General features: G+C 39.5%; 24 protein-coding genes and 1 riboswitch. Of the genes, 2 read left to right on the top strand and 22 right to left on the bottom strand.

Features of this window, described 5'->3' with window-relative positions:
- Window positions 1–152: 152 nt before the first annotated feature.
- The 7 genes from ACWNMY_RS12860 to ACWNMY_RS12830 form a co-directional block, all read right to left on the bottom strand.
- Window positions 153–1,355, bottom strand: coding sequence for a CamS family sex pheromone protein (locus ACWNMY_RS12860; RefSeq protein ID WP_449538662.1), 1,203 nt, complete (start codon window positions 1,353–1,355; stop codon window positions 153–155).
- A gap of 12 nt (window positions 1,356–1,367) precedes the next feature.
- On the bottom strand, window positions 1,368–3,374 hold the full coding sequence (gene ligA / locus ACWNMY_RS12855) for an NAD-dependent DNA ligase LigA (RefSeq protein WP_449538661.1): 2,007 nt from the start codon (window positions 3,372–3,374) through the stop codon (window positions 1,368–1,370).
- 14 nt (window positions 3,375–3,388) lie between these two features.
- Window positions 3,389–5,629: a DNA helicase PcrA gene (gene pcrA, locus ACWNMY_RS12850; RefSeq protein ID WP_449538660.1), complete on the bottom strand. Its 2,241-nt coding sequence runs from the start codon at window positions 5,627–5,629 to the stop codon at window positions 3,389–3,391.
- 177 nt (window positions 5,630–5,806) lie between these two features.
- The gene (locus ACWNMY_RS12845) at window positions 5,807–6,493 is read right to left on the bottom strand and encodes a heptaprenylglyceryl phosphate synthase (RefSeq protein ID WP_449538659.1); all 687 of its coding nucleotides are present in this window, start codon (window positions 6,491–6,493) and stop codon (window positions 5,807–5,809) included.
- A 195-nt stretch (window positions 6,494–6,688) separates the two neighbouring features.
- Entirely contained in the window at window positions 6,689–6,991 is a 303-nt protein-coding gene (locus tag ACWNMY_RS12840) for a YerC/YecD family TrpR-related protein (RefSeq protein ID WP_449538658.1), read from the bottom strand.
- A 72-nt stretch (window positions 6,992–7,063) separates the two neighbouring features.
- On the bottom strand, window positions 7,064–8,116 hold the full coding sequence (locus ACWNMY_RS12835) for a DUF3048 domain-containing protein (RefSeq protein WP_449538657.1): 1,053 nt from the start codon (window positions 8,114–8,116) through the stop codon (window positions 7,064–7,066).
- Between the two features lie 142 nt (window positions 8,117–8,258).
- Window positions 8,259–10,001, bottom strand: coding sequence for an adenine deaminase C-terminal domain-containing protein (locus ACWNMY_RS12830; protein ID WP_449538656.1), 1,743 nt, complete (start codon window positions 9,999–10,001; stop codon window positions 8,259–8,261).
- Between the two features lie 213 nt (window positions 10,002–10,214).
- On the opposite strand from ACWNMY_RS12830, the gene ACWNMY_RS12825 reads away from it, so the two are divergent.
- Window positions 10,215–10,472: a YgaP family membrane protein gene (locus tag ACWNMY_RS12825; protein ID WP_449538655.1), complete on the top strand. Its 258-nt coding sequence runs from the start codon at window positions 10,215–10,217 to the stop codon at window positions 10,470–10,472.
- A gap of 35 nt (window positions 10,473–10,507) precedes the next feature.
- On the opposite strand, the gene purD is transcribed toward ACWNMY_RS12825, so the two are convergent.
- The 14 genes from purD to ACWNMY_RS12755 all read right to left on the bottom strand — a co-directional run bounded on the left by purD (window position 10,508) and on the right by ACWNMY_RS12755 (window position 24,578).
- The gene (purD, locus tag ACWNMY_RS12820) at window positions 10,508–11,776 is read right to left on the bottom strand and encodes a phosphoribosylamine--glycine ligase (protein ID WP_449538654.1); all 1,269 of its coding nucleotides are present in this window, start codon (window positions 11,774–11,776) and stop codon (window positions 10,508–10,510) included.
- Between the two features lie 182 nt (window positions 11,777–11,958).
- Window positions 11,959–13,497: a bifunctional phosphoribosylaminoimidazolecarboxamide formyltransferase/IMP cyclohydrolase gene (purH, locus tag ACWNMY_RS12815; protein WP_449538653.1), complete on the bottom strand. Its 1,539-nt coding sequence runs from the start codon at window positions 13,495–13,497 to the stop codon at window positions 11,959–11,961.
- Between the two features lies 1 nt (window position 13,498).
- Window positions 13,499–14,092, bottom strand: a complete 594-nt coding sequence (gene purN, locus ACWNMY_RS12810; protein ID WP_449538652.1) for a phosphoribosylglycinamide formyltransferase — start codon at window positions 14,090–14,092, stop codon at window positions 13,499–13,501.
- Window positions 14,089–15,129: a phosphoribosylformylglycinamidine cyclo-ligase gene (gene purM / locus ACWNMY_RS12805; protein ID WP_449538651.1), complete on the bottom strand. Its 1,041-nt coding sequence runs from the start codon at window positions 15,127–15,129 to the stop codon at window positions 14,089–14,091. The genes purN and purM overlap by 4 nt, the downstream gene beginning before the upstream one ends.
- 131 nt (window positions 15,130–15,260) lie before the next feature.
- Complete coding sequence (gene purF / locus ACWNMY_RS12800) at window positions 15,261–16,679, bottom strand: amidophosphoribosyltransferase (RefSeq protein WP_449538650.1); 1,419 nt, start codon at window positions 16,677–16,679, stop codon at window positions 15,261–15,263.
- Window positions 16,655–18,883: a phosphoribosylformylglycinamidine synthase subunit PurL gene (purL, locus tag ACWNMY_RS12795; RefSeq protein ID WP_449538649.1), complete on the bottom strand. Its 2,229-nt coding sequence runs from the start codon at window positions 18,881–18,883 to the stop codon at window positions 16,655–16,657. The genes purF and purL overlap by 25 nt, the downstream gene beginning before the upstream one ends.
- Entirely contained in the window at window positions 18,867–19,556 is a 690-nt protein-coding gene (gene purQ, locus ACWNMY_RS12790) for a phosphoribosylformylglycinamidine synthase subunit PurQ (protein ID WP_449538648.1), read from the bottom strand. The genes purL and purQ overlap by 17 nt, the downstream gene beginning before the upstream one ends.
- Window positions 19,553–19,807: a phosphoribosylformylglycinamidine synthase subunit PurS gene (gene purS / locus ACWNMY_RS12785; RefSeq protein WP_449539123.1), complete on the bottom strand. Its 255-nt coding sequence runs from the start codon at window positions 19,805–19,807 to the stop codon at window positions 19,553–19,555. The genes purQ and purS overlap by 4 nt, the downstream gene beginning before the upstream one ends.
- Window positions 19,807–20,529, bottom strand: a complete 723-nt coding sequence (purC, locus tag ACWNMY_RS12780; RefSeq protein ID WP_449538647.1) for a phosphoribosylaminoimidazolesuccinocarboxamide synthase — start codon at window positions 20,527–20,529, stop codon at window positions 19,807–19,809. The genes purS and purC overlap by 1 nt, the downstream gene beginning before the upstream one ends.
- Window positions 20,530–20,584: 55 nt before the next feature.
- Window positions 20,585–21,877 (bottom strand): adenylosuccinate lyase, encoded by a 1,293-nt coding sequence (gene purB, locus ACWNMY_RS12775; RefSeq protein WP_449538646.1) that lies wholly within the window; start codon window positions 21,875–21,877, stop codon window positions 20,585–20,587.
- 27 nt (window positions 21,878–21,904) lie between these two features.
- The gene (purK, locus tag ACWNMY_RS12770) at window positions 21,905–23,047 is read right to left on the bottom strand and encodes a 5-(carboxyamino)imidazole ribonucleotide synthase (RefSeq protein WP_449538645.1); all 1,143 of its coding nucleotides are present in this window, start codon (window positions 23,045–23,047) and stop codon (window positions 21,905–21,907) included.
- Window positions 23,034–23,522, bottom strand: coding sequence for a 5-(carboxyamino)imidazole ribonucleotide mutase (purE, locus tag ACWNMY_RS12765; protein ID WP_449538644.1), 489 nt, complete (start codon window positions 23,520–23,522; stop codon window positions 23,034–23,036). Before purE ends, purK begins: the two co-directional genes overlap by 14 nt.
- A 146-nt stretch (window positions 23,523–23,668) precedes the next feature.
- A riboswitch (purine riboswitch) is annotated at window positions 23,669–23,770 on the bottom strand.
- A 71-nt stretch (window positions 23,771–23,841) separates the two neighbouring features.
- The gene (locus ACWNMY_RS12760; protein WP_449538643.1) at window positions 23,842–24,039 is read right to left on the bottom strand and encodes an NETI motif-containing protein; all 198 of its coding nucleotides are present in this window, start codon (window positions 24,037–24,039) and stop codon (window positions 23,842–23,844) included.
- Window positions 24,036–24,578: a DUF2179 domain-containing protein gene (locus ACWNMY_RS12755; RefSeq protein ID WP_449538642.1), complete on the bottom strand. Its 543-nt coding sequence runs from the start codon at window positions 24,576–24,578 to the stop codon at window positions 24,036–24,038. The genes ACWNMY_RS12760 and ACWNMY_RS12755 overlap by 4 nt, the downstream gene beginning before the upstream one ends.
- Before the next feature lie 211 nt (window positions 24,579–24,789).
- Here ACWNMY_RS12755 and ACWNMY_RS12750 point away from each other — a divergent pair, with 211 nt between their 5' ends.
- Entirely contained in the window at window positions 24,790–25,224 is a 435-nt protein-coding gene (locus ACWNMY_RS12750) for an Hsp20/alpha crystallin family protein (protein ID WP_449538641.1), read from the top strand.
- 53 nt (window positions 25,225–25,277) lie between these two features.
- Here ACWNMY_RS12750 and ACWNMY_RS12745 read toward each other — a convergent pair whose 3' ends face one another.
- A complete protein-coding gene (locus tag ACWNMY_RS12745; RefSeq protein ID WP_449538640.1) occupies window positions 25,278–25,577 on the bottom strand; it encodes a DUF3784 domain-containing protein in 300 nt (99 codons plus the stop codon).
- Window positions 25,578–26,529 lie beyond the last annotated feature (952 nt).

Genomic DNA, 26,529 nt, shown 5'->3' with positions numbered 1-26,529 from the left:
TCCGCCTCCCTTTCAAGTTTTAAACTCAACAGTTTCATTCTACTAAATAAAAGCGCTTTCTTCAAATAAGAAGAAAAATCTAAACATTCTATCTCTTTATGTGATAGGAACGAAAAACAAGACCTAGCACTTGGCCAGGTCTTGTTTCCTTGTTAATTATACACATGGACAGTCGGTTCACTCTCACCCGCATCTCGTACGATGACACTTTCCGCTCCACTTTCGGAATTAATGTATACTTGGAGGGAGATATAGTTATCAAAATGCTCCATGATGAGACCCGTTACGTATTGTGTAAATCCAATAACCTCTGCTTTTCCATAGAATTGCATTGGAATAGTGAGTGTTAGTTCTTGCAGTTCATCGTCCTTATAAAAGCCTCTACCAACAACTGCTGTAAAGTTTGGGAAAAAATCAGTTATTGCATCGGAAAAGCTTTGGACCATCAATGCATCTTCTCGATAATTCTTTGTCGCATCATTGGAAGGAAAGAAATAATACTCTTCATTAATCGGTTCCCATTTTCCAATTTTTGAACTATTTCCATCTACCTTCGCCTTCATAATGAAGTTACCTGGCGCAACCGCACTAACAGCCTCTTGCTTATACAGAGCAATAACAATAGGAATATCACGAATACTAGCATATTTCTCTTCTGTCCGTATTCTATTAATAATTTCATCCGCTGCTTTTTTTCCTTCTCTTTCTATATCAGCCTGAGAAATATCAACCTGTCTAGGATAGCCACCAACTTCAGCAGGAAGATTATAATAGTGATGGGAGTTCATCCCTATGCCGATTACAATCCCACCCACTTCGAGTTTTTCTTCATTATTTTTTATTAAATAATTTTGTTCTGTAATTGTGGCTACATAAATTGGGCTTTTATTCATTGCCCCTTCATACTCATTAGGATTAGCTGGCGCTTCAAACATTGGGTTTAATCCTGTATTTGACAACTTTTTCTTTGCCCTTGTTTCAGCAGCTGCTTGCTGTGCGTCTGTTCTTTTCCGAAGTAGCCAATTTTGGATTGTATCCTTTTCTAAATGCTGACCTTCTTGGAAAAAGTACTTATCAGCTGGAAACGAGTCCTGCGCAATCCTCATTAGACCCGTTTCAAACTCATCAATATCTAAACGGTTATTGATGCCTGCTGCTACAATCCCTCTAGCTTTTCCCGTTTTGTAGGGAATTACCGCTTTATAATACGAATCAGAAATATTATATCTAGGAATAATCGCCTTTTCCGTTTCCTTATCTGAATCCTGAATGATCTCTGTTTCTTGATCAAATTTAGGAGCACACCCAGATAGCAAAAGTAAAAACACTACACCTAGAATGGTTAGGTTTTTCAATCCGAACACCTCTTACTTCCTTAGTTCTTGTACCAGTCTTTCCTCATCCCATATCTCTATCTGCAAATCTTGAGCTTTTGCTAGTTTCGAACCGGCTGCTTCACCTGCTATTAGAAGGTCTGTACTTTTGCTGACGCTTCCTGTAACTTTCCCTCCGAGTGCTTCTATTTCTGCTTTCGCTTCATTCCTTGATAACTGCTCTAGTTTTCCTGTTAGGACGATTGTCTTTCCAGCAAAATAAGAATCACTATCAAGCACCGATACGAGCCTAGGTCCCTTGTATTCCATATTAATTCCATACTCACGTAACTCATGTAACAATTCATGAACCTCTGGAAGCTCAAAATAGGTGACAATCGCATCTGCCATCTTTTCCCCAATTTCGTTTATGGCCGTAAGTTCTTCTATTGATGCGACCTGTAATTTATCCATCGTTTCAAAATGTTGTGCCAAGGTCTTTGCCGCTTTTGCACCAACATGTCGAATTCCTAGGCCAAAAAGTAGCTTTTCCAAAGAATTATTCTTGGAAACCTCTATAGCAGCTAGTAGATTATCTGCTGACTTTTCTCCCATTCTTTCAAGATTGATTAGCTGTTCCTTTGTTAAGGTGTAAATATCCGCAACATCAGAAATTAAGTTCTCTGCAAACAACTGAGATATGACCTTTTCTCCTAATCCATCAATATTCATCGCATTCCGTGAAACAAAGTGTATGAGACCCTCGCGAATTTGGGCAGGACATTTTGGGTTAATACAACGCAATGCTACCTCCCCATCCAAGCGAACCAATTCACTCTCACATTCCGGACAATGTGTTGGCATGTTAAATTCAGCCTCTTCGCCTGTTCGCTTATCAACAAGGACATTTACTACTTCAGGAATGATATCTCCCGCTTTTTTTACAACTACCGTGTCACCAATCCTAATGTCCTTTTCACGAATTAAATCTTCATTGTGAAGGGATGCTCTCTGAACGGTCGTACCTGCAACACGAACTGGCTCTAATATGGCAGTCGGGGTGACAACACCCGTTCTACCAACACTTAACTCTATATCAATGAGCTTCGTTACAACTTCTTCTGCCGGAAACTTGTATGCAATGGCCCAACGCGGGCTTTTTGCAGTAAAACCTAACTCATCTTGCTGATCAAGTGAGTCAACTTTAATTACAATCCCATCAATATCATACGCAAGATCTGGACGTTTTACGACCCAGCTATTCACATATTCTAGGACTTCCTCAATCGTAGAGCATTTCCTACGCTCTGGATTTGTTTTAAAACCTAATTGATCTAGCCTATCTAGACCTTCACTGTGTGAATCCACACCTAAGTTCCCAGTTTCAGCAATGCTATATAAAAAGATATCAAGACTGCGACTTGCAGCGATTTTCGGGTCAAGCTGTCTCAATGATCCTGCTGCAGCATTTCTTGGATTCGCAAATGGTTCCTCTTCTTTTTCGAGTCTTGCTGCATTCAACTTTTCAAATGATTTTCTAGGCATGAAAGCTTCGCCACGAACCTCTATGTCAATAGCTTCCTTTAAACGCAGAGGAATCGACCGAATTGTTTTTAAGTTTTCCGTAATATCTTCTCCAACTGTTCCATCACCACGAGTTGATCCTTGTACAAAAACACCCTGCTCATAGCGTAAAGACACCGCAAGACCGTCTATCTTCAGCTCACCAACATATGAAACAGAATCGCCAACAGCTTGACGAGCACGGCGATCAAAATCACGCAGATCTTGTTCATTGAATGCATTCCCTAAGCTTAGCATAGGGATTCGATGCTCCACCTTTTGAAAGGATTCAAGCACATGACCACCGACACGAACTGTTGGGGAATCAGTTGTTTTTAAATCTGGGTGCTCATCTTCAAGTTGAATTAATTCCCGCAATAGACGGTCATATTCCGCATCGGGTACTGAAGGTTTGTCCAACACATGGTATTCATAATTGTACCGATTTAAAAGCTCATGAAGCTCTTGAACTCTTTTTTGTGCCGTCACTTTTTCCATACGTCCAACCCTTTCTAGTTTACCTTAGTAACTGGTGCAAATTTTGCAAGCAAACGTTTTATGCCCGTAGGACTAGGGAAAGCAATATCTAATTCTTTGGATTCCCCTTCTCCTTTCACACTTACAACCGTACCGATTCCCCATTTCTTATGCTCAGCCTTATCGCCCACGTTCCAACCAATTTCATCTCCTCCGGTTGATTTTACGATTGGTTTCGCAAAGACCCTTCTTTCCTGTTGTAATCGGGAAGGTGATGAAGTTTGGGAAGATGAGGAAAATGGTGTACGCATTTGTTGTTTGCGTTGTTCTCCTAAATCCTCAAGCAGGTCTTCTGGAATTTCTGCAATAAATCGTGAAACGGGATTCATCGAAGTTCGGCCATACAATGTTCTCATTTGTGCATTCGATAAGAAAAGTTCTTCCTCGGCTCTTGTTATACCAACATAAGCAAGTCTACGTTCTTCCTCCATTTCGACTTCCTCCATCAGTGAGCGACTATGCGGAAATACACCTTCCTCCATTCCCATTAAAAAGACTACTGGAAATTCTAATCCTTTAGCAGAGTGTAAGGTCATTAATACAACAGCATTATTTTTATCATTTTCATCCTCATCCATCTTATCGATATCTGCAACTAACGCCAAATCCGTTAAAAATGCTACGAGACTTTTATCATCACTTTGTTTTTCAAAGTTTTGTGTAACAGATAAAAATTCCTCAATGTTTTCAATTCTACTTTGAGACTCGAGTGTTTTTTCTGCCTTCAGCACTTCGAGGTAGCCTGTCTTCTCTAACACATTTTCAACTAATTCTGTTACAGACAAATAATCCTGCATTTGGTCCCAGTTATAAATTAAATCTCTAAACTCCCTAAGCGAATTTGTTATTTTTGCGCTTAACCCAATCTGCTCAACCTCTTGCAGTGCTTTAAACATAGAAATGTCCTGCCCAATTGCGTAGTTCGCAATTTTGTCAATTGAAGTTGCGCCAATCCCTCGTTTAGGAACATTAATAATTCTTGTTAAGCTAATATCATCATCAGGGTTCGCAATCGCACGTAAATACGCCAATAAGTCCTTGATTTCTTTTCGGTCATAGAACTTGATTCCGCCCACGATCTGGTAGGAAATATTAGACTTTAATAAAACTTCCTCCATTACACGGGATTGAGCATTTGTTCGATATAAAATGGCGATATCTGCAAAGGAACGCTTTCCACTATCGACTAATTCACGTATTTTCCCAGCGACAAATTGTGCCTCGCCTGATTCACTATCTGCACGGAAATATGAAATTTTTTTCCCTTCATCATTTTCAGTCCAAAGTTTTTTAGGTTTTCGATTCACATTGTTTTCAATTACTTGATTTGCTGCTTGTAGAATTCGCTGCGTTGACCTGTAATTCTGTTCAAGAAGGATCACTTTCGCGTTACTATAATCTTTTTCAAAAGAAAGGATATTAGCAATATCTGCACCACGCCAACGATAAATCGACTGATCGGAATCACCGACAACACATAGGTTCTTAAACCTTGAAGCAAGTAGTTTAACCAACATATATTGAGCACGGTTTGTATCTTGATACTCGTCTACATGGATATACTGAAACTTTCGTTGGTAAAATTCCAATACCTCAGGAACTCTTTGAAACAGTTGGATTGTCGTCATGATTAAATCATCGAAATCAAGCGATTGGTTTTTCCGAAGTCTTTTTTGATACAGCGTATAGACATCACTTGCAACTTGTTCAAACATCCCCCCTGCTGTTTTCGCATATTCTTCAGGAGTTGTTAGCTCATTTTTAGCACTACTAATCATCCCAAGTATCATTCGTGGATCATATTTTTTCGGATCGAGATTCTTTTCTTTCAAAATACTTTTAATCACGGAAAGTTGGTCCGTTGAATCTAATATTGAAAAATTGCGGTTGAACCCCATACGGTCAATATCTCTTCGTAAGATTCGTACACACATGGAGTGGAACGTAGATATCCAAATTTCATCCGCAGCTCCACCAAGGATGCCTTGAACACGCTCTCTCATTTCCCTAGCGGCCTTATTGGTAAAAGTAATTGCTAAAATATTCCACGGCGCTACTTCTTTTTCAACCATTAAATAGGCTATTCTATGTGTTAACACACGGGTTTTACCACTTCCCGCACCTGCCATAATTAACAGAGGACCATCTGTTGCTTTCACAGCCTCTTGTTGTTCTTTATTTAAACCCGCTAGTAATTTATTGCTGATAAATTGCATATTCTTCACCGTCCCATCATCAAATACGCCTTGACAATCTGCACCCAGATTATTAATAAATCTGAGTCCACAAAGAGGCTACACCTTACCTAGTCTGAATGATTCCCTAGACCTAGAAAAAGCATATCAAACATATGTTCTATTTTACATGATATTTATATATGATTTCAATAAGGATTACCCCTTAACAGCCTGTACCGTTTTAAGTGCGGAATTTAGGTCTTCATACACACTATTTCCTACGACGATCGTGTCTGCATACCTACCCATTTCTTTCGCTTGGTCAGCTGTTTTAATTCCACCGCCATAAAATAGCTTTGTAGTTTGTAATGTGTCTTTCACCGCAGAGACAATTTCCTTATCCCCATAGCTGCCACTATATTCAATATAAAAAATAGGTAATGAAAACATTTTTTCAGCCATGGTCGCGTAGGCTACAACATCTTCCTTACTCAGTGATGTAGTCGCACCAGTTAGCTTTGCAGCTTTGCAGTCATGATTTAGTATGCAATAACCTTGCATAATCATTTCATCCCAATTCATAACTTCACCATATTCTCTCACAGCATCATGATGTAATCCCATCATCCATCTTGTGCTATTGCTATTTAATACAGTCGGGATAAAGTATAAATCAAAGCCAGGGGTCACTGACTCAATATTTGAAATTTCCAATACACATGGTACTGTATAACGACGGATACGTGACATTAGAGAAAGTACATTATCTAATGTTACACCATCACTTCCTCCGACAATAATGGCGTCCGTTCCGGATTCACATATTGCCTCTAATTGCTCATCGTTTAGTTCTTTATTTGGATCAAGTTTAAATACATGTCTCCACTCTTTAAAATCGTACATGAAGATCCTCCATTCATCTTTCCATTTCTCCATTATAGCAAAACTAGACCCATCTATTAATAGCTGTGCATATTTCATTTCGTTGATTTTTCGTTCTAAAGTCGAGTGATAACTATTTATAGTTAGTAATTGAAAAGGTTGCAACGTCTCTAAAACAAAAAAAGCCAAACCCAGTAGGTTCGACTTTTGGTACTCTTATTGTTTTTCTACTTCTTTCACGCGGTCTAATGCCATTTGGTAAGCATCGTTCCCATAGTTTAAACAGCGCTTCACACGAGATATAGTTGCAGTACTTGCCCCTGTTTCTGTTTCAATTTTGTGATACGTATTTCCTTCTTGAAGCATTCTCGCTACTTCAAGGCGTTGGGCCAAAGATTGAATTTCGTTAACTGTGCACAAATCATCAAAAAAGCGATAGCACTCCTCAAGATCCTTTAACGACAATATAGCATTAAATAATTGGTCAAGCCCTTTCCCACGTAATTTATCAATTTGCATATAGTTTCTCCTTTTTACTGAATGTTCTTTTTTTTATTAAAAGATCTATACCGTTTGGATGTATTAATGTCTTTAATTACCAAAAGAAACTGAACCTGTTATACCTGGTGATGTTGGAATAATGTTAATCCATGTTTTCCCTGGCACAAAGCCTACCTCTTTTCCATTGAAAGAGGGAATAATTCGCCCATCAACATTTTTCCATTCAATTTCTTGAGCTATTCCCTTTTGCAACAAATAACCTTTTCCGCCAGTTGTCACATCAATTGCTCTTCTACCATAATCATCAATAAAGCGATGATTCATTTCAACAATTAGTACATTATCGAGTAATACAGGCGTTTTTGTTTCACGATCAACTGTTTGTTCACCACCGCTATGACGCTCATACTTGCCTTCCTCTGCATTATAATCATATACAGCAGCAAATACATCTCTTGATGAATAAGACACTCGAACATGTTCAGCAGCTGTCCCGGTAATACCATCAATTTCTTCCTCAGATAAAAATGAAAAGCTTTCTACCTCTTTTTCCATTGAATAGCCTTGCTTTTCTGCACCCTTTTCAATATTTTCAAAAGAAATATACGAATTATGAGGTGCGACATTATGGTCTGCTCTCCAGAACAAAGTACCATCATATACCATACCATTTATATTGTCGATTCTTCCGCTGTTAAGTATTTCTTGAGCCTCTGGGCTCCAACCATGAGCAACATATAATGCATTAAAACCTTGGCTCAATTCAATATAATAATCTCTTGCACTACGAACAGGACCAATGATGTCAGGTTTCTCACTCTGAAAAACTGCTAGGAACCTTGTTACATCACCCTCTGCTAATACCTCATACACAATATCTGCCTTGTGTAGTCCAGATTGTGGACGTGCTTGCGGATGATTATTTACCATAACTGCAAAAGGGCGATTGTCTACCTCTTCATTTGTTCCAATCCCTGTGAGCGGAAATTCCTCTTCAAATGAAAAAGCAGGTTGTTCGTTTTCAGCCGGATTTTCCTGCTTCGGTTCATGCTCCCCCTGTTGCTTTGTTGCTTCTTCTTTATTACTACATGCTGTAGAAATGAGTGAAAGTGAAATCCCTATAATAAATAAAGTTTTTTTCATAATGAGCACACAACCTTTTTATCTAATACAACCTTGGCATACCTAAACTAATACTAATTCATATACTTGTAAGTCAAAGGGGTACCGTGGCTTTTTCATGATACATGGGGTATTCCCCATTAAAACTAAATCCTTTTATATTTTAACGCATTATTGACGGAAAGAGTACAATTTTATTCATAACATCATATATCCCCTGCGGTGTAATCCGAATATAAGGCAAATGTGTTGATGTTAAAAATGATAGGGTATAGATTGGGTCACTGTGATTGTACCCACGTTCCCTTACGAGTCTTACAAATTCTTTTTCGAGCAATCCTAATTCTGATACAGATTTGGCAGATGTAACCCCACCAATATCTAAAGGAATTTCGTGTATAATGGTACCGCTTTCAGTTAATACAATACCGCCTCCTAACTCCTTCATTCGAGTAAAGGCCAGAAGCATATCATTTTTATTCTTACCAATTAATACAAAATCACCCGTATTTGAGAAAGAACTTGCAAAACCTGAAATATGACTAGCAAACCCTTTGATAATTGTATTAACACGCCACTTGCCTTCACGATCCACTAACATAAGGTAACTCTCATCATGATTCATTGATAGCTCATCATACGATGCATCGATTGTAATGGAATACGGCTTCATAATTACTGCATTTTCCATTTTCATTCCAAAGGGCATCGAGAACTGAAGATCATCCATCGTTAGCTCCCAATTTGTTGTAAGCTTCGTAAAGCCCTGACTTTTCCATGGAAAGTTTAGAAAACTTTCTGCCTCATTATTTTCTCTTTTTACCCACTTACCTTTTGCAAGTACAGAAACAGGTGTTGGATTATCCTTAGATGATAAAATATTCAAGTTTGCAATTCTTCCTGTCGCAATCATTCCATGGAGATTCTCCATATTGTAATGTCTCGCAACATTTATCGTAGCCATATTATACGCATCGATTAATGGTACTCCCTTGTCGATTGCGATTTTAATCATGGTATCAATGATCCCTTGTTCATAGAACGCCGGTGGAGAACCATCAGTAGTGAAAATAAATTTATCATACTGATCGATACCCAATTCATGAATTTCATCTAGTATCTTTGGTAGATCCGGCCTAATAGATGAGTAACGTAATGAAGTGGTATAGCCTTGAAGTAGGCGATTTAACACATCATTTCCATTCATAGATTCATGATCACAATCAGCGCCCAATAGCATTAATTTAGACAAGGTTTTCTCCGACGCACCAGGAAAGTGTCCTTCAATCTTTTTTCCAAGTCTCTTCGCTTCTTGAATCCAATGGAGCATAAGGTCATCTCCATCAATTAACTTTGGCCAACCTGTTAATTCTCCACCTTGAACAACAGAATCATGTTCAATCCAACTTAATACGTTACCATTTGAAAAAGCTTGTTCCTCATGATGGATCTCTGTCTGTGCATCAAATCTACACCACCAATACATCGATACAGGAAGCTTTTTCATTTCCTCCAAAAAAGAAAACGCTTTCTTTTTTGTCATTTGTAAAGCAAGTACTAAGTTATCATTTATGATAGTTGTTGTACCTGTTTGGGATGCATACTGAGCAAATGAGTGGGGATTATATAAATGAAAGGAATGTGCATGTGGTTCAATGTAGCCTGGCACTACAAATTTTCCTTCGCACTCTACAATCTCACAATCGGTAACCTTTGTTGGTAATTTCTGCCCAACATAGACAATCCGATCTTGATAAATCCAAATATGTGCGTTAATCCATTTTTTTAACATTTGATTTAAATACGTTACATTTTTCAATAGAATCGTTGGTGACTTTTTTCCATCTATTACAGCAACATGTTCTCGTAGTTGCTTATTCTTCCAACGGTATCGTTGCCCAATCATTAATCATCTCTCCAATCTCTACCGAAAGCTCTATAAAAGACGTGTTCTAAAAGGAGATTGTGTTATTTATTCTTGACCTTTGAACATCACCAAAAGCTTTACATTATCGTACCATATTAACCGGTTTACTGCACTAAAGACTTTGTGAAAATTTGTAAAAATTTTTGACAATTAATTTACTTTTTTTAACGATATGTAAACGGAGGTAAATCTATGAGACCAAATATTGGGATTATCAATGCTTTGATCCGTATTACATGCGGGTTTACTATGCTTGCTTGGGCTACCGCGAAGATGGTAAAACGACCTTGGCGTGAAAGTTTTATTATCGTTGCAATGCTTGGTGGGATGAAAGTAGCGGAAGGCATTACTCGTTTCTGTCCGCTAACAGCCCTCTTTTATGAATACGCGGAGAGACGGCAGGAAGATAACGAGAAGAAGGAATTACCACCTGTGATCAATCCAACATAAAAAGGTAAGAGGGCATTTGCCTCTTACCTCTTTTGTTATGTTAACACATGTGAAATAGCTTTATTGCCAATGTCCTTGCGATAGAAAAGGTTTGAACATTGGATTTTTTCTGCTTCTTGATACACAGTATTTTGTGCATCTTCTAGACTCTCCCCAATGGTTACAACTGTCAGCACTCTTCCACCATTGGTCACAAATTGGTCATCTTTCCTATCTGTTCCTGCATGAAAAACGGTGACTCCATCAGTTAGATTATCAAGTCCTGCAATAGCAGCTCCTGTTTCGTAGGATTCCGGGTATCCTTTTGAAGCAAAAACAACACCAATCGTAGCTTTGTTTGACCAGGTAAGGTCAATTTTCTCTTTAGCGAGCAATCCCTCTATCACTTCAATAATATCTGACTCAAGACGCGGTAGGACAACCTGTGTTTCAGGGTCACCAAAGCGTGCATTGTACTCTATTACTTTAGGTCCATCGGAAGTTAAAATAAGTCCTGCGTAAAGTACACCAGTAAAACGTCTTCCTTCTACTTCCATACCCTTAACTGTGGGCTTGATAATGGTTTCAATCGCTGTTTGTACATCCTCATCGGATATTTGTGGAACTGGTGAATAAGCACCCATACCTCCAGTGTTTGGTCCCTTATCATTATCAAATGCACGCTTATGATCCTGTGAAATCACCATCGGATATGCGCTTTCCCCATCGACAAATGCCATTAAAGAAAATTCCTCGCCTTCTAGGAATTCTTCAATCACAACCTGAGCGCTTGCCTCACCAAATTTGTTGGCTTCAAGCATCTCATATACACTAGTCAGCGCCTCATCCAAGTCAAGTGCAACTGTTACACCCTTTCCAGCAGCCAAACCATCTGCCTTTATGACAATTGGCGCACCTTTTTCTAGGATATAGGCTTTTGCTGCTTCATAAGAAGTAAAAGTTTCGTATTCAGCAGTAGGGATATTATATTTTTTCATAATTTTCTTTGCAAAGGACTTGCTACCTTCAATAAGTGCAGCTTCTTTCGTAGGACCAAAAACGGCTAGACCCTCTGCTTCAAACCTATTAACGATTCCATTAATCAATGGCACCTCAGGCCCAACAATTGTTAAGTCAATCTGCTCTTCTTTTGCAAATTCTAGTAAACGATCAAAGTCATTTTCATCTATCTTTACTGTAGAAGCTACATCTTCCATCCCTGGATTTCCCGGAGCTACAAACACCTTATCTACCTTATTGCTTTGTGCCACTTTCCAAGCTAATGTGTGTTCACGACCACCGCGTCCTATAATTAGTACCTTCATTTTTTCACCTCATAAGAAAAGCGCAAGGCGCCTGCTAATCGGCGACAAGCATAAGACGAGCGCTGACAGAAGGTGTTTTTTACCTTCAGAAGCGATTGGCTTATGACCTCGAGCCGATGGCGTCTGGAGCTAGACATTGAAATTGTATACAAACATAGACACTTCTTTACCTTTCAGAAATCTTAGTGTTTAAAATGACGTACTCCTGTAAATACCATTGCAATTCCATACTCGTCAGCTTTCTTAATTGAGTCCTCATCGCGAATCGAACCACCTGGTTGAATGATTGCCGTAACCCCAGCTTTCGCTGCCGCTTCAACTGTGTCATTCATAGGGAAGAATGCATCTGAAGCAAGTGCTGAGCCCTGAGCTTTGTCTCCAGCTTGATTGATTGCAATAGTAGCAGAACCTACACGATTCATCTGACCTGCACCTATTCCAATGGTCATATCATCTTTCGCTAAAACAATTGCGTTAGACTTAACGTGTTTAACGACCTTCCAACCTAACTTTAAATCAGCCCATTCTTGCTCGGTTGGTTCACGCTTAGTAGGAATCGAGATGGTAGCATTGTCTAATGTGTATACATCCTCTTCCTGAACAAGTAAACCGCCACGTACAGACACAAGCTTCTTCTCGATTTTCACATCATTTGAAAAATCAACAGTTAATAGTCGTAAATTTTTCTTAGAAGAAAGAATTTGGAATGCTTCCTCACTAAAAGATGGTGCAATAATAATTTCAAGGAAAATTTCATGCATCTTATGAGCTGTTTGAGCATCCACCTCGCGGTTTACAGCTACAATTCCACCGAAAATAGAAGTGGAATCTGCTTCATAAGCTTTTTGATAAGCTTCCTCAATTGTAGTACCAACCCCGACACCACAAGGATTCATATGCTTAACAGCAACCGCTGCAGGTTCTTTGAACTCCTTCACGATTTGAAGAGCAGCATCCGCATCATTAATGTTATTGTAGGATAATTCTTTCCCGTGTAATTGAGTAGCAGAAGCAATGGATAATGAAGCACCTAATGGCTTCTTATAGAAGGCTGCCTTTTGATGTGGGTTCTCCCCATAACGAAGGTCCTGCTTTTTCTCGTAGGTTACCGTCAATGATTCAGGGTTTTCCTCACCAGCCGCATTGGTTAAGAATTCAGCGATAACTGCATCATACGCAGCAGTGTGACGGAATACCTTTGCTGCTAAACGTAATCTCGTTTCAGCTGCAACTGCACCATGATCATTGATTTCTTGTAAAACGTGTTCATAATCCTTAGGATCCACAACAACTGTTACAGATTGATGATTTTTAGCCGCAGATCGAAGCATAGATGGTCCACCAATATCGATATTTTCAATTGCATCTGCAAATGCTACGTCAGGCTTTGCAATGGTTTGCTGGAATGGATATAAATTAACTACAACTAAATCAATTGGTGTAATGTTATGCTCTTCAAGCTGTTTGACGTGCTCTTCGTTATCCCTCACTGCAAGAAGCCCACCATGAATAGTAGGATGAAGAGTTTTCACACGACCATCCATAATTTCTGGGAAGCCTGTTACCTCTGAAATACCAATAACGGGTAAGCCGTTCTCCTCAAGGGTACGCTTAGTACCTCCTGTTGAAATAACCTCAACACCCTTTTCAATCAGGCCTTTTACAAATGGAACAAGACCTTCTTTATCTGAAACACTTACAAGTGCACGTTTGATTGCCACTTTAAGATCGCCCCTTACTAGTTTTTTCCTTTGCTGTGAATAATGCTTGTAACGTTCGTGGATAAAATTCATGTTCAATGTGATGTACTTTTTCTTCAATCATCTCTAATGTATCAGTCGGTTCAATCGGTAGCTCTCGCTGTGCAATGATTGGACCCGTATCCATTCCTTCATCTACATAATGAATGGTTATGCCAGTCGTTGTAACACCCGCTCGATATGCTTGACCTATTGCATCCTTGCCCGGAAATGCCGGTAAAAGAGAAGGATGTATGTTCACAATTTTGTTCCGGTATGAGTGAAGCAAAGTATCTCCAATTAATCGCATATACCCAGCTAACACTATAAAGTCTACCTGTTTTCTTTGTAATTGCTCAACAATATCAGCTTCAAAACGTGATTTATTTTCATAGTTCTTTGGTGAAAATACAAAGGTTTCAATTCCTTCATTCTCTGCACGTTGAATGACCTTTGCACCCGGTTTATCGCATACAAGTAATACTAACTCGCACTCTAATGTAGCTACTTTGGTTGCATCTACGATTGCTTGGAAGTTTGTGCCGCTACCTGATGCAAATACAGCTACCTTTTTCATACAAGTGCTCCTCCACCAAAGGTAACTCCATTTCCAGCCTTCGCACGACCAATAATAAATGCCTTTTCACCTTGTTTTTCAAGAAGCTGAATCACTTCATGGAGGTTTTCTTCATTGATTGCAAGCACCATACCAATTCCCATATTAAAAATATTAAACATCTCTTCCCGATTCAGATTTCCGGTTGCTTGAATCAAATCAAAGATTGGTGGAATTGGCCATGAGCCATAATCAATTTCTGCTCCTACTTCCTCGGGAAGCATACGGGGAATGTTTTCTATAAAGCCCCCACCCGTAATGTGTGACATTCCTTTCACTTCAAATTTCTCCATTACTTTCAATAAGGATTTCACGTAAATTTTTGTAGGCTGAAGAAGTTCTTCGCCTAGCGTCCGTCCGATCCCATCATAGGTTTGATGTAAATCTAACCCACCGTCCTCAAGTAATACTTTGCGTACAAGAGAGTAGCCATTACTGTGAATCCCGCTAGAAGAAAGTCCAATAAGAACATCACCAGGTTTAATAGAAGCACCCGTAACAAGTTTGGACTTTTCTGCAACACCAACTGAAAAGCCAGCAAGGTCGTATTCTTGCTCATCGTACATTCCTGGCATTTCGGCTGTTTCACCACCAATTAATGCACAACCCGCTTGTTCACAGCCTTCTGCAATCCCTTTTACAATTTGCTCAATTTTTTCAGGTAATGCTTTACCACATGCAATATAATCTAAAAAATATAAAGGCTCTGCACCTTGAACAACAATATCATTCACACACATCGCAACAGCATCTATTCCAATTGTGTCATGCTTATCCATCATAAAAGCCAACATGAGCTTCGTGCCCACTCCATCTGTACCCGAAACCAAAACAGGCTCTTTTACATCTACCTTTGATAGGTCAAACATACCTCCAAAGCTTCCTAGTCCACCCATGACTTCAGGTCGAATTGTCCTTTGGACATGTTTTTTCATTCTGGAAACAGCCTCATAGCCTGCCTCAATGTCAACTCCAGCTTGCTTATAAGCATTTGCCATTCTCAAGAACACTCCTTATTGTATCATTAGCGTGCTGTATTGGATTAACTACCTTTTCAAACTACGTCCTCAAATTTCTTATTCACGTTCAAAGTCCTTGGTAAGGAAGATTGAATCACTAATAAAGTTAGTTAGCTGTAGACCTTTTCATGTGGCAATACTGTATCCGGGAAAATTTCAGTTGGGTATTTCCCTGTAAAACAAGCCATACATTGCCCACGTGTTTCACCCTCGAACGGTCTTGCGATTGCTTTCACTAATCCTTCCGGACTTAAAAATGTAAGTGTATCTGCACCGATGATTTGACGGATTTCTTCAACAGATTGGGAGGAAGCAATTAACTCCTCATGTGTTGAGGTATCGATTCCGTAGAAACAAGGATTCTTAATAGGTGGCGAACTAATGCAAACATGCACTTCCGTTGCACCCGCGTCACGGAGCATTTGTACAATTCGTCTACTTGTGGTCCCTCTTACAATCGAATCATCCACCATGACAACCCGTTTCCCTTCCACAACACCACGAACAGGAGATAGCTTCATTTTTACCCCTTGTTCTCGTAATGACTGTGAAGGTTGAATAAACGTTCTACCAACATAACGGTTTTTAATCAATCCCAGCTCATACGGAATTCCTGAAGTCTCGGCATAGCCAATCGCTGCAGAAATACTAGAATCAGGTACACCTGTCACAACATCCGCCTCAATTGGAGCCTCGAGTGCAAGCTGTTTACCTAGATTTTTACGAGCCGTATGAATATTGACTCCATTAATACTGCTATCAGGACGTGAAAAATATATATATTCCATACTGCACATGGCACGGTTTGTATTCAATGAAAAACGTTCTGAATGAATTCCTTCATCATTAATGACGATTAATTCACCTGGCTCAACGTCTCTTTCAAATTTTGCACCAACAATATCAAATGCACATGTCTCAGAAGCAACGACCCAAGCATCTCCAAGTTTGCCAAGTGACAACGGACGAAGTCCATTTGGGTCTAGTGCAACTATCATTTTCTTTTCTGTCATGATTACAAATGCATAGGCACCCTTTAGCATCGACAATGCATTTTTTACTCGATCCTTGATTTTTGTATAGCCGCTTTTTCTTGTCAAATGTGCAAGAACCTCTGTATCTGAAGTTGTTTGAAAAATACTACCTTGGTTTTCTAACTGATGTCTTAAGTCATTTGCATTTACTAGATTTCCATTATGAGCAATCGCTAGCCCACCTACCTGTGAGTGAAAAAGGAGGGGCTGAACATTTTGAATGCCCCCACCCCCTGCAGTTGCATAACGAACATGCCCGATAGCTGCCTTTCCTTGTAATTGGTTAAGCTGGCCATTGCCAAACACTTCATTTACAAGGCCTTCTCCTTTTACAATGCGAAGCTTTTCACCATTACTGACTACAATTCCTGCACCCTCTTGACCACGGTGCTGTAAGCTGTGTAACCCATAATATGTGATTTGTGCTGCATCTGGATGTCCCCAGATTCCAAAAACTCCGCATTCTTCGTTTAAGCCTTTGAGTTCAGCAAGCATGGGATAGCTCCTTTCCATGTATCTCTAAGATTTTCGACTGGAAGATTGATAATTTCTTTTCCATCTTGATCCTCGATGATAAATGTTCCATCACCTGTTACTTCTCCGATTAAGTTAGCTCTTACTAGTTGTTCGAACTTTTCTTTGTGTTCCTTCTTTATAGATACAACAAAACGGGACTGTGTTTCACTGAATAGTTCAGCAACAACGTCACCCTGAATCTGAACTTTTGCACCTACCCCATTTGCACCGAAAGTACTTTCGGCCAATGCCACGGAAAGGCCACCTTCGGCTACATCATGCGCTGAAGAAACAAGGCCTGCACGAATAGCAGTTAGCACTTGTTGTTGTCGTCTTCTCTCAACCTCTAAATCTAGCTCAGGCGCACGCCCAAAAATTTCACCATGGATAAGCTTTTGTAATTCGCTACCACCAAATTCCTCCTTGGCTTCACCGATTACATAGATTAGGTCTCCCGCTTCTTTAAAATTCTGTGTTGTTATATGAGCAACATCCTCAATTAATCCGACCATCCCAATAACTGGAGTTGGATAGATTGCCTCACCATTTGTTTCATTGTATAGCGACACATTTCCACCAATGACAGGTGTATCTAATACAAGACATGCTTCACTGATTCCATCAGCTGCTTTTTCTATCTGCCAAAAGATTTCTGGTTTCTCGGGATTTCCGAAGTTTAAATTATCTGTAATAGCAAGTGGTACTCCGCCTGAGCAGACAATGTTTCTTGCCGCTTCACTCACTGCAATTTTTCCACCAACCTCAGGATCTAAATATAGATACCTAGAGTTACAGTCAGTTGTCATTGCAAGTGCTTTATTTGTATCACGAATTCTCACAACCGCAGCATCAGAACCAGGAGCAACTACCGTATTTGTTCGAACCATGTAATCGTATTGATCATATACCCATTCCTTGCTCGCAATCGTAGGCTGCGCAAGTAAGTCTAAAAGTGTTTGACCCATATTATCAACCTTTGGAGCTTTAACCTCCATAGCCTGGAACTCTCGATACGTAGCTGGCTCACTTGAAGGCTTGTGATAAACTGGCGCTTCCTCTGCTAATGCATCAACAGGTACGTCAGCAATAACCTCTCCCTTGTGAACTAAGCGAAGCTGTTTATCGTCCGTTACCGTTCCGATTGCCACAGCCTCAAGATCGTATTTCTTTACGATATCTTGAATTTCTTGTTCTCTTCCTTTTTCAACAACAATTAGCATACGCTCTTGTGATTCAGATAACATCATTTCGTATCCTGTCATCCCTGTTTCACGTTGTGGGACAAGGTCAAGGTTCATCTCAATTCCAGATCCAGCCTTACTAGCCATTTCAGCTGAAGAACTTGTCAGACCCGCAGCTCCCATATCCTGGATTCCAACAAGAGCATCACATTTTACTAACTCAAGGCACGCTTCAAGTAATAACTTTTCCATAAAAGGATCTCCAACCTGTACTGCTGGACGCTTTTCATCTGAATTCTCAGATAGTTCTTCAGATGCGAAAGTCGCACCATGGATTCCATCACGCCCCGTTTTTGCACCAATGTACATAACCGTATTGCCGACACCTTTTGCCTGGCCCTTTTGAATATCTTCATGGTTGATAAGCCCTACACACATTGCGTTAACAAGTGGGTTTCCTTCATACGAAGAATCAAACTGAATTTCTCCTCCAACTGTAGGAATTCCGATACAGTTTCCATATCCCGCAATTCCTGCCACTACTTCTTCAAACAAGTATTTGACTCGAGGTGATTTGAGCTCTCCAAAACGAAGAGAGTTTAATAGAGCAATTGGTCGTGCTCCCATTGAAAACACGTCACGTATGATTCCACCAACACCAGTCGCAGCGCCTTGATAAGGCTCAATTGCAGAGGGATGATTATGGCTTTCAATTTTAAATACAACTGCTTGATTATCCCCGATATCTACAATTCCTGCACCCTCACCAGGACCTTGAAGAACACGTTCACCTGTAGTAGGAAACTTTCGTAAAACTGGCTTTGAGTTTTTATAGCTACAATGCTCCGACCACATAACAGAGAACAACCCTGTCTCTGTATAGTTTGGAAGTCGACCTAATATCTTTTCGACTAATTCAAACTCTGAATCACTTAAACCCATTTCACTATATACTTTTTCTTCCTTAATTTGCTTCGGACTTGGTTCAAGAAGTAACGACATGTGCTGCTAACCTCCAATTTTTCACAATTGATTGAAATAGCTTGATTCCATCTGCACTACCTAATAAGTTCTCTACAGCTCTCTCCGGATGAGGCATCATCCCAAGAACATTTCCCCGCTCATTCGTAATCCCTGCAATATCAGCAATGCTGCCATTAGGATTCGTACCACTATACGTAAATGCAATCTGGTTGTTTTCTTGTAGACTAGCAAGTGTTTGCTCATCACAATAATAGTTTCCTTCACCATGCGCAATTGGGATTGTAATAACCTCGCCAGCTTGATATTCAGACGTAAACATAGAGTTGTTGTTTTCAACCCGCAATTCAACTGGACGACACATAAACTTTAGCTTTTCATTTCGACGCATCGCACCTGGCAATAGCCCTGCCTCTAATAAAATCTGGAATCCATTGCATACACCAAGTACTGGCTTACCAGCATCAGCAGCTTTAACAACCTCATCCATTACGTTTGAAAAACGCGCAAGTGCACCAGAGCGTAGGTAATCTCCATAGGAGAACCCGCCAGGAAGCAAAATACCATCGAACTCCTCAAGATTTGTTGCATTATGCCATACGTACCGAGCTTCCTCGCCAAGCGCGTCTTTAATGGCATGATACATATCTACATCACAATTCGAGCCAGGAAATACGATTACGGCAAACTTCACAGCGCGACAACCTCCTCAACTTCATAACGGTAGTCTTCAATTACTGTATTCGCTAAAAGTTTTTCGCAAATTTCTTTTACGGTTTGATCAAGGTCTGTAACTGACTTGTCAATTGTTAATTCCATATACTTGCCAATACGGACATCCTTCACTTCATGGTAATTCAATTGATGCAATGAACCCTTTACAGCGCTCCCCTGAGGGTCTAATACACTTTCACGTAATGTTACATAAACCTTAACTTTGTACATCATGCTATTTGTCCTCCTAGTCGGTGTAAAATTTCGGTGTAGGCTTGCGTTAGATTTCCAAGATCTCTACGGAATACGTCCTTATCGAATTTTTCATTTGTTTCAACATCCCATAAACGGCAAGTGTCTGGCGAGATCTCATCTGCTAATAAAATCTCTCCGTCTTTTGTTACTCCAAACTCTAGCTTAAAATCTACTAATTTAATTTGAAGGTCTAAGAAGTATGCAAGTAGAACTTTATTGATTTTCAACGCTTTTTCCTTAAGCTCCTGCACTTGTTCTTTTGTAGCAAGTTCTAAGAAATCGATGTGATCCTCATTTACCAACGGATCACCAAGTTCATCATTTTTATAATAGAATTCTACAATTGGCTTTTGTAATTTGATTCCTTCTTCTATTCCTACTCGTTTTGAGAGGCTACCAGCAATTACATTTCGTACCACAACTTCAAGCGGGATGATTGATACGTGCTTAACAAGTTGTTCAGTTTCAGAAAGCTTTCCAATGAAGTGTGTTTTGATACCAGCAACATGTAACTTTGAAAATAGTAAGCTAGTTATCTCGTTATTTAGGCGACCCTTGCCCATAATCTGTGCCTTTTTTTCTCCATTAAATGCTGTTGCATCATCCTTATACTCCACCAAAACAATACTGTCTTCAGCTGTACGATAGATTTTTTTGGCCTTTCCTTCATACATCAAACCTAGCTTTTCAAAGTTCATGTAAGGTCCCCCTCAAATTTTCTAGGAGGCTGATTTCTCAGCCCGCCTCATTTCCTTATAACCCCAAGCGTTCGAATATCATATCCACATGTTTAATGTGGTAGTTATAATCAAAACAGTCATCAATTTGTGCCGGTGTTAGACGGCTAGTAATTTTCTCTTCGCCTTCAATTAACCCACGGAACGGAACTTGTTTTTCCCAAGCCTCCATTGCTTTTGGCTGAACAGTATCATATGCTTCCTCTCTAGGTAAACCTGAATCAATTAGAGCTAGTAGTACTCGTTGCGAATAAATCAATCCAAGAGTACGATCCATATTACGCTTCATGTTCTCAGGGAAGACCGTTAAGTTTTTCACAATGTTGCCAAAACGATTTAGCATATAATTTAGAGCGATTGTTGCATCCGGCAAAATAATTCTCTCTGCAGATGAGTGTGAAATATCGCGTTCATGCCAAAGCGGAACATTTTCGTAAGCTGTCATCATATAGCCACGAATGACTCTAGCCATCCCCGTCATATTCTCTGATCCAATTGGATTTCGCTTATGAGGCATAGCCGATGAGCCCTTTTGACCCTTCGCAAAGAATTCCTCGACTTCTCTCGTTTCACTTTTTTGTAGTCCACGAATTTCCACGGCAAATTTTTCAATGGAAGTTGCGACAAGTGCTATGGCTGACATATAGGCTGCATGACGATCACGCTGCAAGGTTTGTGTTGAAATAGGTGCTGGTGTGATACCAAGCTTTTCACATACATATTGTTCAACAAATGGATCAATATTCGCATAAGTACCAACAGCACCAGAAATTTTCCCAAATTGTACTCCATCTGCTGCTAGTTTAAAACGTTCTACATTTCGTTTCATTTCTTCGTGCCATAATGCTAGCTTTAAACCAAATGTAGTTGGTTCAGCATGGACCCCGTGTGTACGTCCCATCATCACGGTATGTTTATGTTCCTTGGCCTTTTCAGCTAGAATATCGATAAAGCGCTCAATATCCTTCAGTAAAATTTCATTTGCTTGTTTTAGTTGATAAGATAATGCTGTATCAACAACATCTGTAGATGTTAATCCATAATGCACCCATTTTCTTTCCTCACCTAAGGTTTCGGAAACGGCGCGTGTAAAGGCAACGACATCGTGTCGTGTTTCTTCTTCAATTTCTTTTATACGATTTACATCGAAGGACGCATGTTTACGAATAAGAGCCACATCCTCTTTAGGAATATCTCCCAATTCCGCCCATGCCTCACAAGCCAAAATTTCAACCTCTAGCCATGCACGAAAACGGTTCTCCTCCGTCCAAATGGACCCCATTTCTTCTCTTGTATAACGTTCAATCATGTATTAATCCTCCGATCAATTTTTTATCTATGAATACTGTGGTTGATTCCAAATTTGTATTGAATCTGTTGTTTGTAATGCATCTTCGACTGTGTTTCCTAGCACTGTCACATGCCCCATTTTTCTCTTTGTTTTTGCCTCTTTTTTTCCGTACAGATGTACCTTGACGTTCGATAAAAGAGATACATTTCCAAGCAATGGCTGGACATGTTCACCCAAGATATTCGTCATAACAACTGGTCGTAAAAGCGTTGTATCTCCTAGTGGCCAATTACATACAGACCGAATATGCTGCTCAAACTGTGATGTTTCACAAGCGTCTATCGTATAATGCCCAGAGTTATGTGGCCGTGGCGCCAATTCATTTATAAAAATGGCTCCATCTTCTGTCACAAACATTTCAACAGCTAATGTACCTACTAAGGAAAATTCAGTAGCAAGTTTCATTGCCATCTCCTTTGCTTGTGCAGCCGTAGCATCTGTAATCCTTGCTGGAACAATCGACTTATGCAGGATATTCTCCACATGAATATTTTCCGCAACTGGAAAGGTTTTAACCTCACCTGCTGGATTTCTTGTAACGATTACGGAAATTTCCTTCTGAAAAGGAACCCATGCCTCTAAAATACACATTCCTGATACGAGAAGTTTTGAAGCCTTCTTTATATCATCCTTGCTTTTTAGGACATATTGACCTTTGCCATCATAGCCGCCTCTACAGGTTTTTAAAACAGATGGAAGTCCGATTATTTGAACTGCCTCAACCAACTGTGCCTCATTCTCTACAAGCATAAACGGTGCAACCTGTAACCCGATGCTACGAATTGCATTTTTTTCAGTACCGCGATCTTGTGTTATTTTTAATAAATGACTACCCTGTGGTAAATTCGCATTATCCTCAAGCCACGTAAGTGCGTCATAATCTATGTTTTCAAATTCATACGTGATTACATCACTCACATTTGCTAATTGTTTAATACCTTCAAGATCATCATAATCCGCAGTAATCTCAATATCAGCCACCTGTCCACATGGTGAATTCGGGGTAGGGTCCAGAACAGCAACATCAAACCCCATCTCTTTTGCAGAAATAGCCATCATTCGTCCGAGCTGTCCACCACCAATAATCCCAATTGTCTGTCCTGGCAATATTTGATTATTCAAGCTCATCACTACTTTCCATTACTTGAGTTTTGAGACGTTCTCTCCTATTAACCAGTTGCTGATCCCACTCTGGATTGGAAGTTCCTAGTATAGATGCTGCTAGTAACCCTGCATTAATCGAACCAGCTTTGCCTATTGCAACCGTTGCTACAGGAACACCACCAGGCATCTGAACGATTGATAACAGTGAATCTAGTCCATTTAATGCCTTTGATTGCACCGGAATACCAATTACCGGTAACGTTGTCTTTGCAGCTACCATTCCTGGTAAATGCGCAGCACCACCCGCACCTGCAATGATTACCTTGATTCCGCGTTCCTTAGCTGTTTCTGCGTACTCAAACATGAGGTCTGGTGTTCTATGAGCAGATACCACCTTTTTTTCATAAGGAATACCTACCTCATCTAACACATTGCAAGCTTCCTTCATTGTTTCCCAATCTGAAGTACTTCCCATTATTACACCAACTACTGGATTCATATGGTCCTCCTGTTACTTGTAAGAATCTTATACAATTGATTTTTGTATTATTTTCATAAACTAAAAATACCCAGAATAAGACTGTTTTTCCGAAAAGGGAAAAGCAATCCTACCTGGGCATTCACGACATAATGTCAGGAATCGGTAAAATTATACTTTACCCTCATAGTCCGATAATTTACGGTTATCGGGTAGAAACTTATGGGCCATATTCCCAAGATTATATGAGGTATTATCTAACTTAATCTTACCAACTCTTGTATTCGATTGTCAATTATTATCGAACATTTATCATATTACAAAATTTAATGTTCGTGTTTTACTGTAACTTTCCTTCAAAAATAATCTTTCTACCACACGGTTCAACTTTAATTTCCCCATTTCGTTCAACCTCTTTAAACAAAGGTTCCTCCATTCTTCTCACTGGTGAATAACCCTCTGCGCTCATCCGTTCTAAACACTGATCAATCGTCTCGTTTTCCTGTACTTCAAATCTTTGCTTTGCTGGTTTTTTCATGATTCAAGTTTCCCTCTCTTAACAGCTTTTACCCAGAATCCACCATGAATTGACTTCGGCTCATAAGCAATAATAAATGCCTTTGGATCTAGTTCTTGAATTTTTTTATAGAGTTTTACCTCATATTTACGAGGTGTTAAGATTTGCATGGAAAGTCTCTCGCCTTCTCTTCCAGCTGATGGCCACGTTGTAACACCATAACCCTCATCACGCAATTGTTTTGGCATATCCAATTCATATTCCTTCGTGATTACGTTAACCGTAATATACCCGAGCGCAAGCTTTTCTTCAATTTTCATTCCAACGATGACACCAATTCCATACCCTACGGCGTACGCAACTAAATTTTGTATTTGATTTAAGTTATCTAATACTAAACCGAGCCCTACAACATAAATGACAACTTCTACTGTACTAATAAGGGCAGCAGTATATCTTTGGCCCTTCATTGTTAAAATCATTCTTATCGTAAAAAATGACACATACACAATATTGATAACAAGAATAATAAGCACCATTACATATGCATTTTCTAACAAGTTAACTCCCCCTTACAATTCTTTTTCTATACTTAGCCTTCCAAAGTATTCATTTTACTAAACATATTCCCGAAATAATACAGGTCAAAACACACTTTTTTGGTTTTCTCTCTTTCTATAGAGACACATACCCATGTTTTGTTCCATATATTTATAAGTGATACCTAACCATTTGTATTTTAGGAAGATAGCAAGGAGGAATTTAATCAACATGAAAATGGACCAATTTAACCAAATGAACAATTGGAGAAAGCAATGGGATCATTTTTTTAAGGATGAATTTTGGAATGGATTTACCCCATTCTTTGATAATGCTCAATCACAGTTAAATCTCTATCAGGGTGAAAATGAACTCTTAGTCGTACTAAGTCTTCCTGGCTTAGCGAAAGTTGAGGATGTTACTATTTTTGTAAATCACCAAACACTCGAGGTAAAAGGAAAAACTAACTTACAATTTAGAGGCTTCGAGGTTATCCAAGAGGGGATTATCCAAGGTAGTTTCGAACGAGAGATTCCTCTTCCTTATACAGTAAAAGAAGACCGAATTAAAGCAAGCTATAAAAGAGGACTCCTACTCATCCACCTTCACAAACAAATCCCCGATGACTCAAGAAAGAAAATTGAAGTGTTAGATGGAGACAAATAAATATCCCTCACACTATTCTGTGAGGGACTGCATTGTTTTCTTTTGGAAAAAGATTATTTATTTAGTTTGTTGATATAAATGAGTAATCCAATTACTCCAAGCACAACTACTATGCCAAAAACGGCACCTAGGAGTTCATTGATAAATTCAAGACCAAATGGCAATAAAATAGTAAGGATGCCGACTAAAATCGTAAATTGGCCGACAGCCTTTGCAAGCCTATTTTTGTCTCCCTTGAATGTTTCTTCATTATAGCCAGCAATTAAAGAGAGCTGCTTCTTTTTCCAAATTAACAAGCCCATAAAGATACACAAAAGCCCGACAATGGCACAAACAATGAACCCACCTAACATAAGGTATCCTCCTGACTTTTCTTTCTAATTTCATATACGTGGCAGTATAGATGTATGTTTCAAAGAATTATGGATTTTTATTTTTTTTTGAAGGGTGATAGCTATTGTTACTACATTACTCTTTTTCTCATCTCAACAGTAAACGGGTACGATTCAAGCATTTGCGTTACTCTTTTCCTCATCTCACCCACTAAACGGGTACGATTCAAGCATTTGCGTTACTCTTTTCCTCATCTCACCCACTAAACGGGTACGATTCATTTGCAGATGATTGTTACAGGGTTCTGAAACTCATATTTCCCATTAATTTAATTATTAAAACACAATAAAAAAAGACCAGCCATTATAGCTGATCTTTCGTTTGCTTAGCGACGTCCTACTCTCACAGGGACAAAGTCCCAACTACCATCGGCGCCGAAGCTTAACTTCCGCGTTCGGTGGTTGGCTTCCGATGAACTTCGGATTTCTGCGTCAGCTTCACTCCCTCCAATCCTCATGTACGCTGTACACTCCGGTTGTCGCTCACTTGCTTCCTTGAACTCCTTGCTCCTCGAAACCCAACCATTTATTCTTCATTTTCTTTATTTATATCCTAATGATTCTTTGCTTCCACTAAACCTTCCGGTTTATTAAAATCAAAAAAGACCAGCCATTATAGCTGATCTTTCGTTTGCTTAGCGACGTCCTACTCTCACAGGGACAAAGTCCCAACTACCATCGGCGCCGAAGCTTAACTTCCGCGTTCGGTGGTTGGCTTCCGATGAACTTCGGATTTCTGCGTCAGCTTCACTCCCTCCAATCCTCATGTACGCTGTACACTCCGGTTGTCGCTCACTTGCTTCCTTGAACTCCTTGCTCCTCGAAACCCAACCATTTATTCTTCATTTTCTTTATTTATATCCTAATGATTCTTTGCTTCCACTAAACCTTCCGGTTTATTAAAATCAAAAAA

It is taken from the genome of Ferdinandcohnia sp. Marseille-Q9671 (genome assembly GCF_976954385.1).
Note: the sequence above shows the minus strand (reverse complement) of the source record. Positions and strands in the feature narration are given on the sequence as shown.

Bases quoted from the DNA above. Each gene is read 5' to 3' on its own strand.
- ACWNMY_RS12760 (WP_449538643.1), bottom strand. From the start codon at position 24,039: ATGAAAAAACCAGCAAAGCAAAGATTTGAAGTACAGGAAAACGAGACG.
- ACWNMY_RS12750 (WP_449538641.1), top strand. From the start codon at position 24,790: ATGAAAATGGACCAATTTAACCAAATGAACAATTGGAGAAAGCAATGG.
- ACWNMY_RS12845 (WP_449538659.1), bottom strand. From the start codon at position 6,493: ATGTACGATTTTAAAGAGTGGAGACATGTATTTAAACTTGATCCAAAT.
- purL (WP_449538649.1), bottom strand. From the start codon at position 18,883: ATGTCGTTACTTCTTGAACCAAGTCCGAAGCAAATTAAGGAAGAAAAA.
- purF (WP_449538650.1), bottom strand. From the start codon at position 16,679: ATGCTTGCTGAACTCAAAGGCTTAAACGAAGAATGCGGAGTTTTTGGA.
- purC (WP_449538647.1), bottom strand. From the start codon at position 20,529: ATGAACTTTGAAAAGCTAGGTTTGATGTATGAAGGAAAGGCCAAAAAA.
- purE (WP_449538644.1), bottom strand. From the start codon at position 23,522: ATGAATCCAGTAGTTGGTGTAATAATGGGAAGTACTTCAGATTGGGAA.
- ligA (WP_449538661.1), bottom strand. From the start codon at position 3,374: ATGGAAAAAGTGACGGCACAAAAAAGAGTTCAAGAGCTTCATGAGCTT.
- purD (WP_449538654.1), bottom strand. From the start codon at position 11,776: ATGAAGGTACTAATTATAGGACGCGGTGGTCGTGAACACACATTAGCT.
- ACWNMY_RS12825 (WP_449538655.1), top strand. From the start codon at position 10,215: ATGAGACCAAATATTGGGATTATCAATGCTTTGATCCGTATTACATGC.
- purN (WP_449538652.1), bottom strand. From the start codon at position 14,092: ATGAAAAAGGTAGCTGTATTTGCATCAGGTAGCGGCACAAACTTCCAA.
- ACWNMY_RS12840 (WP_449538658.1), bottom strand. From the start codon at position 6,991: ATGCAAATTGATAAATTACGTGGGAAAGGGCTTGACCAATTATTTAAT.
- purS (WP_449539123.1), bottom strand. From the start codon at position 19,807: ATGTACAAAGTTAAGGTTTATGTAACATTACGTGAAAGTGTATTAGAC.
- pcrA (WP_449538660.1), bottom strand. From the start codon at position 5,629: ATGCAATTTATCAGCAATAAATTACTAGCGGGTTTAAATAAAGAACAA.
- purB (WP_449538646.1), bottom strand. From the start codon at position 21,877: ATGATTGAACGTTATACAAGAGAAGAAATGGGGTCCATTTGGACGGAG.
- ACWNMY_RS12835 (WP_449538657.1), bottom strand. From the start codon at position 8,116: ATGAAAAAAACTTTATTTATTATAGGGATTTCACTTTCACTCATTTCT.
- ACWNMY_RS12745 (WP_449538640.1), bottom strand. From the start codon at position 25,577: ATGTTAGGTGGGTTCATTGTTTGTGCCATTGTCGGGCTTTTGTGTATC.
- ACWNMY_RS12830 (WP_449538656.1), bottom strand. From the start codon at position 10,001: ATGATTGGGCAACGATACCGTTGGAAGAATAAGCAACTACGAGAACAT.
- purK (WP_449538645.1), bottom strand. From the start codon at position 23,047: ATGAGCTTGAATAATCAAATATTGCCAGGACAGACAATTGGGATTATT.
- purM (WP_449538651.1), bottom strand. From the start codon at position 15,129: ATGGCAAATGCTTATAAGCAAGCTGGAGTTGACATTGAGGCAGGCTAT.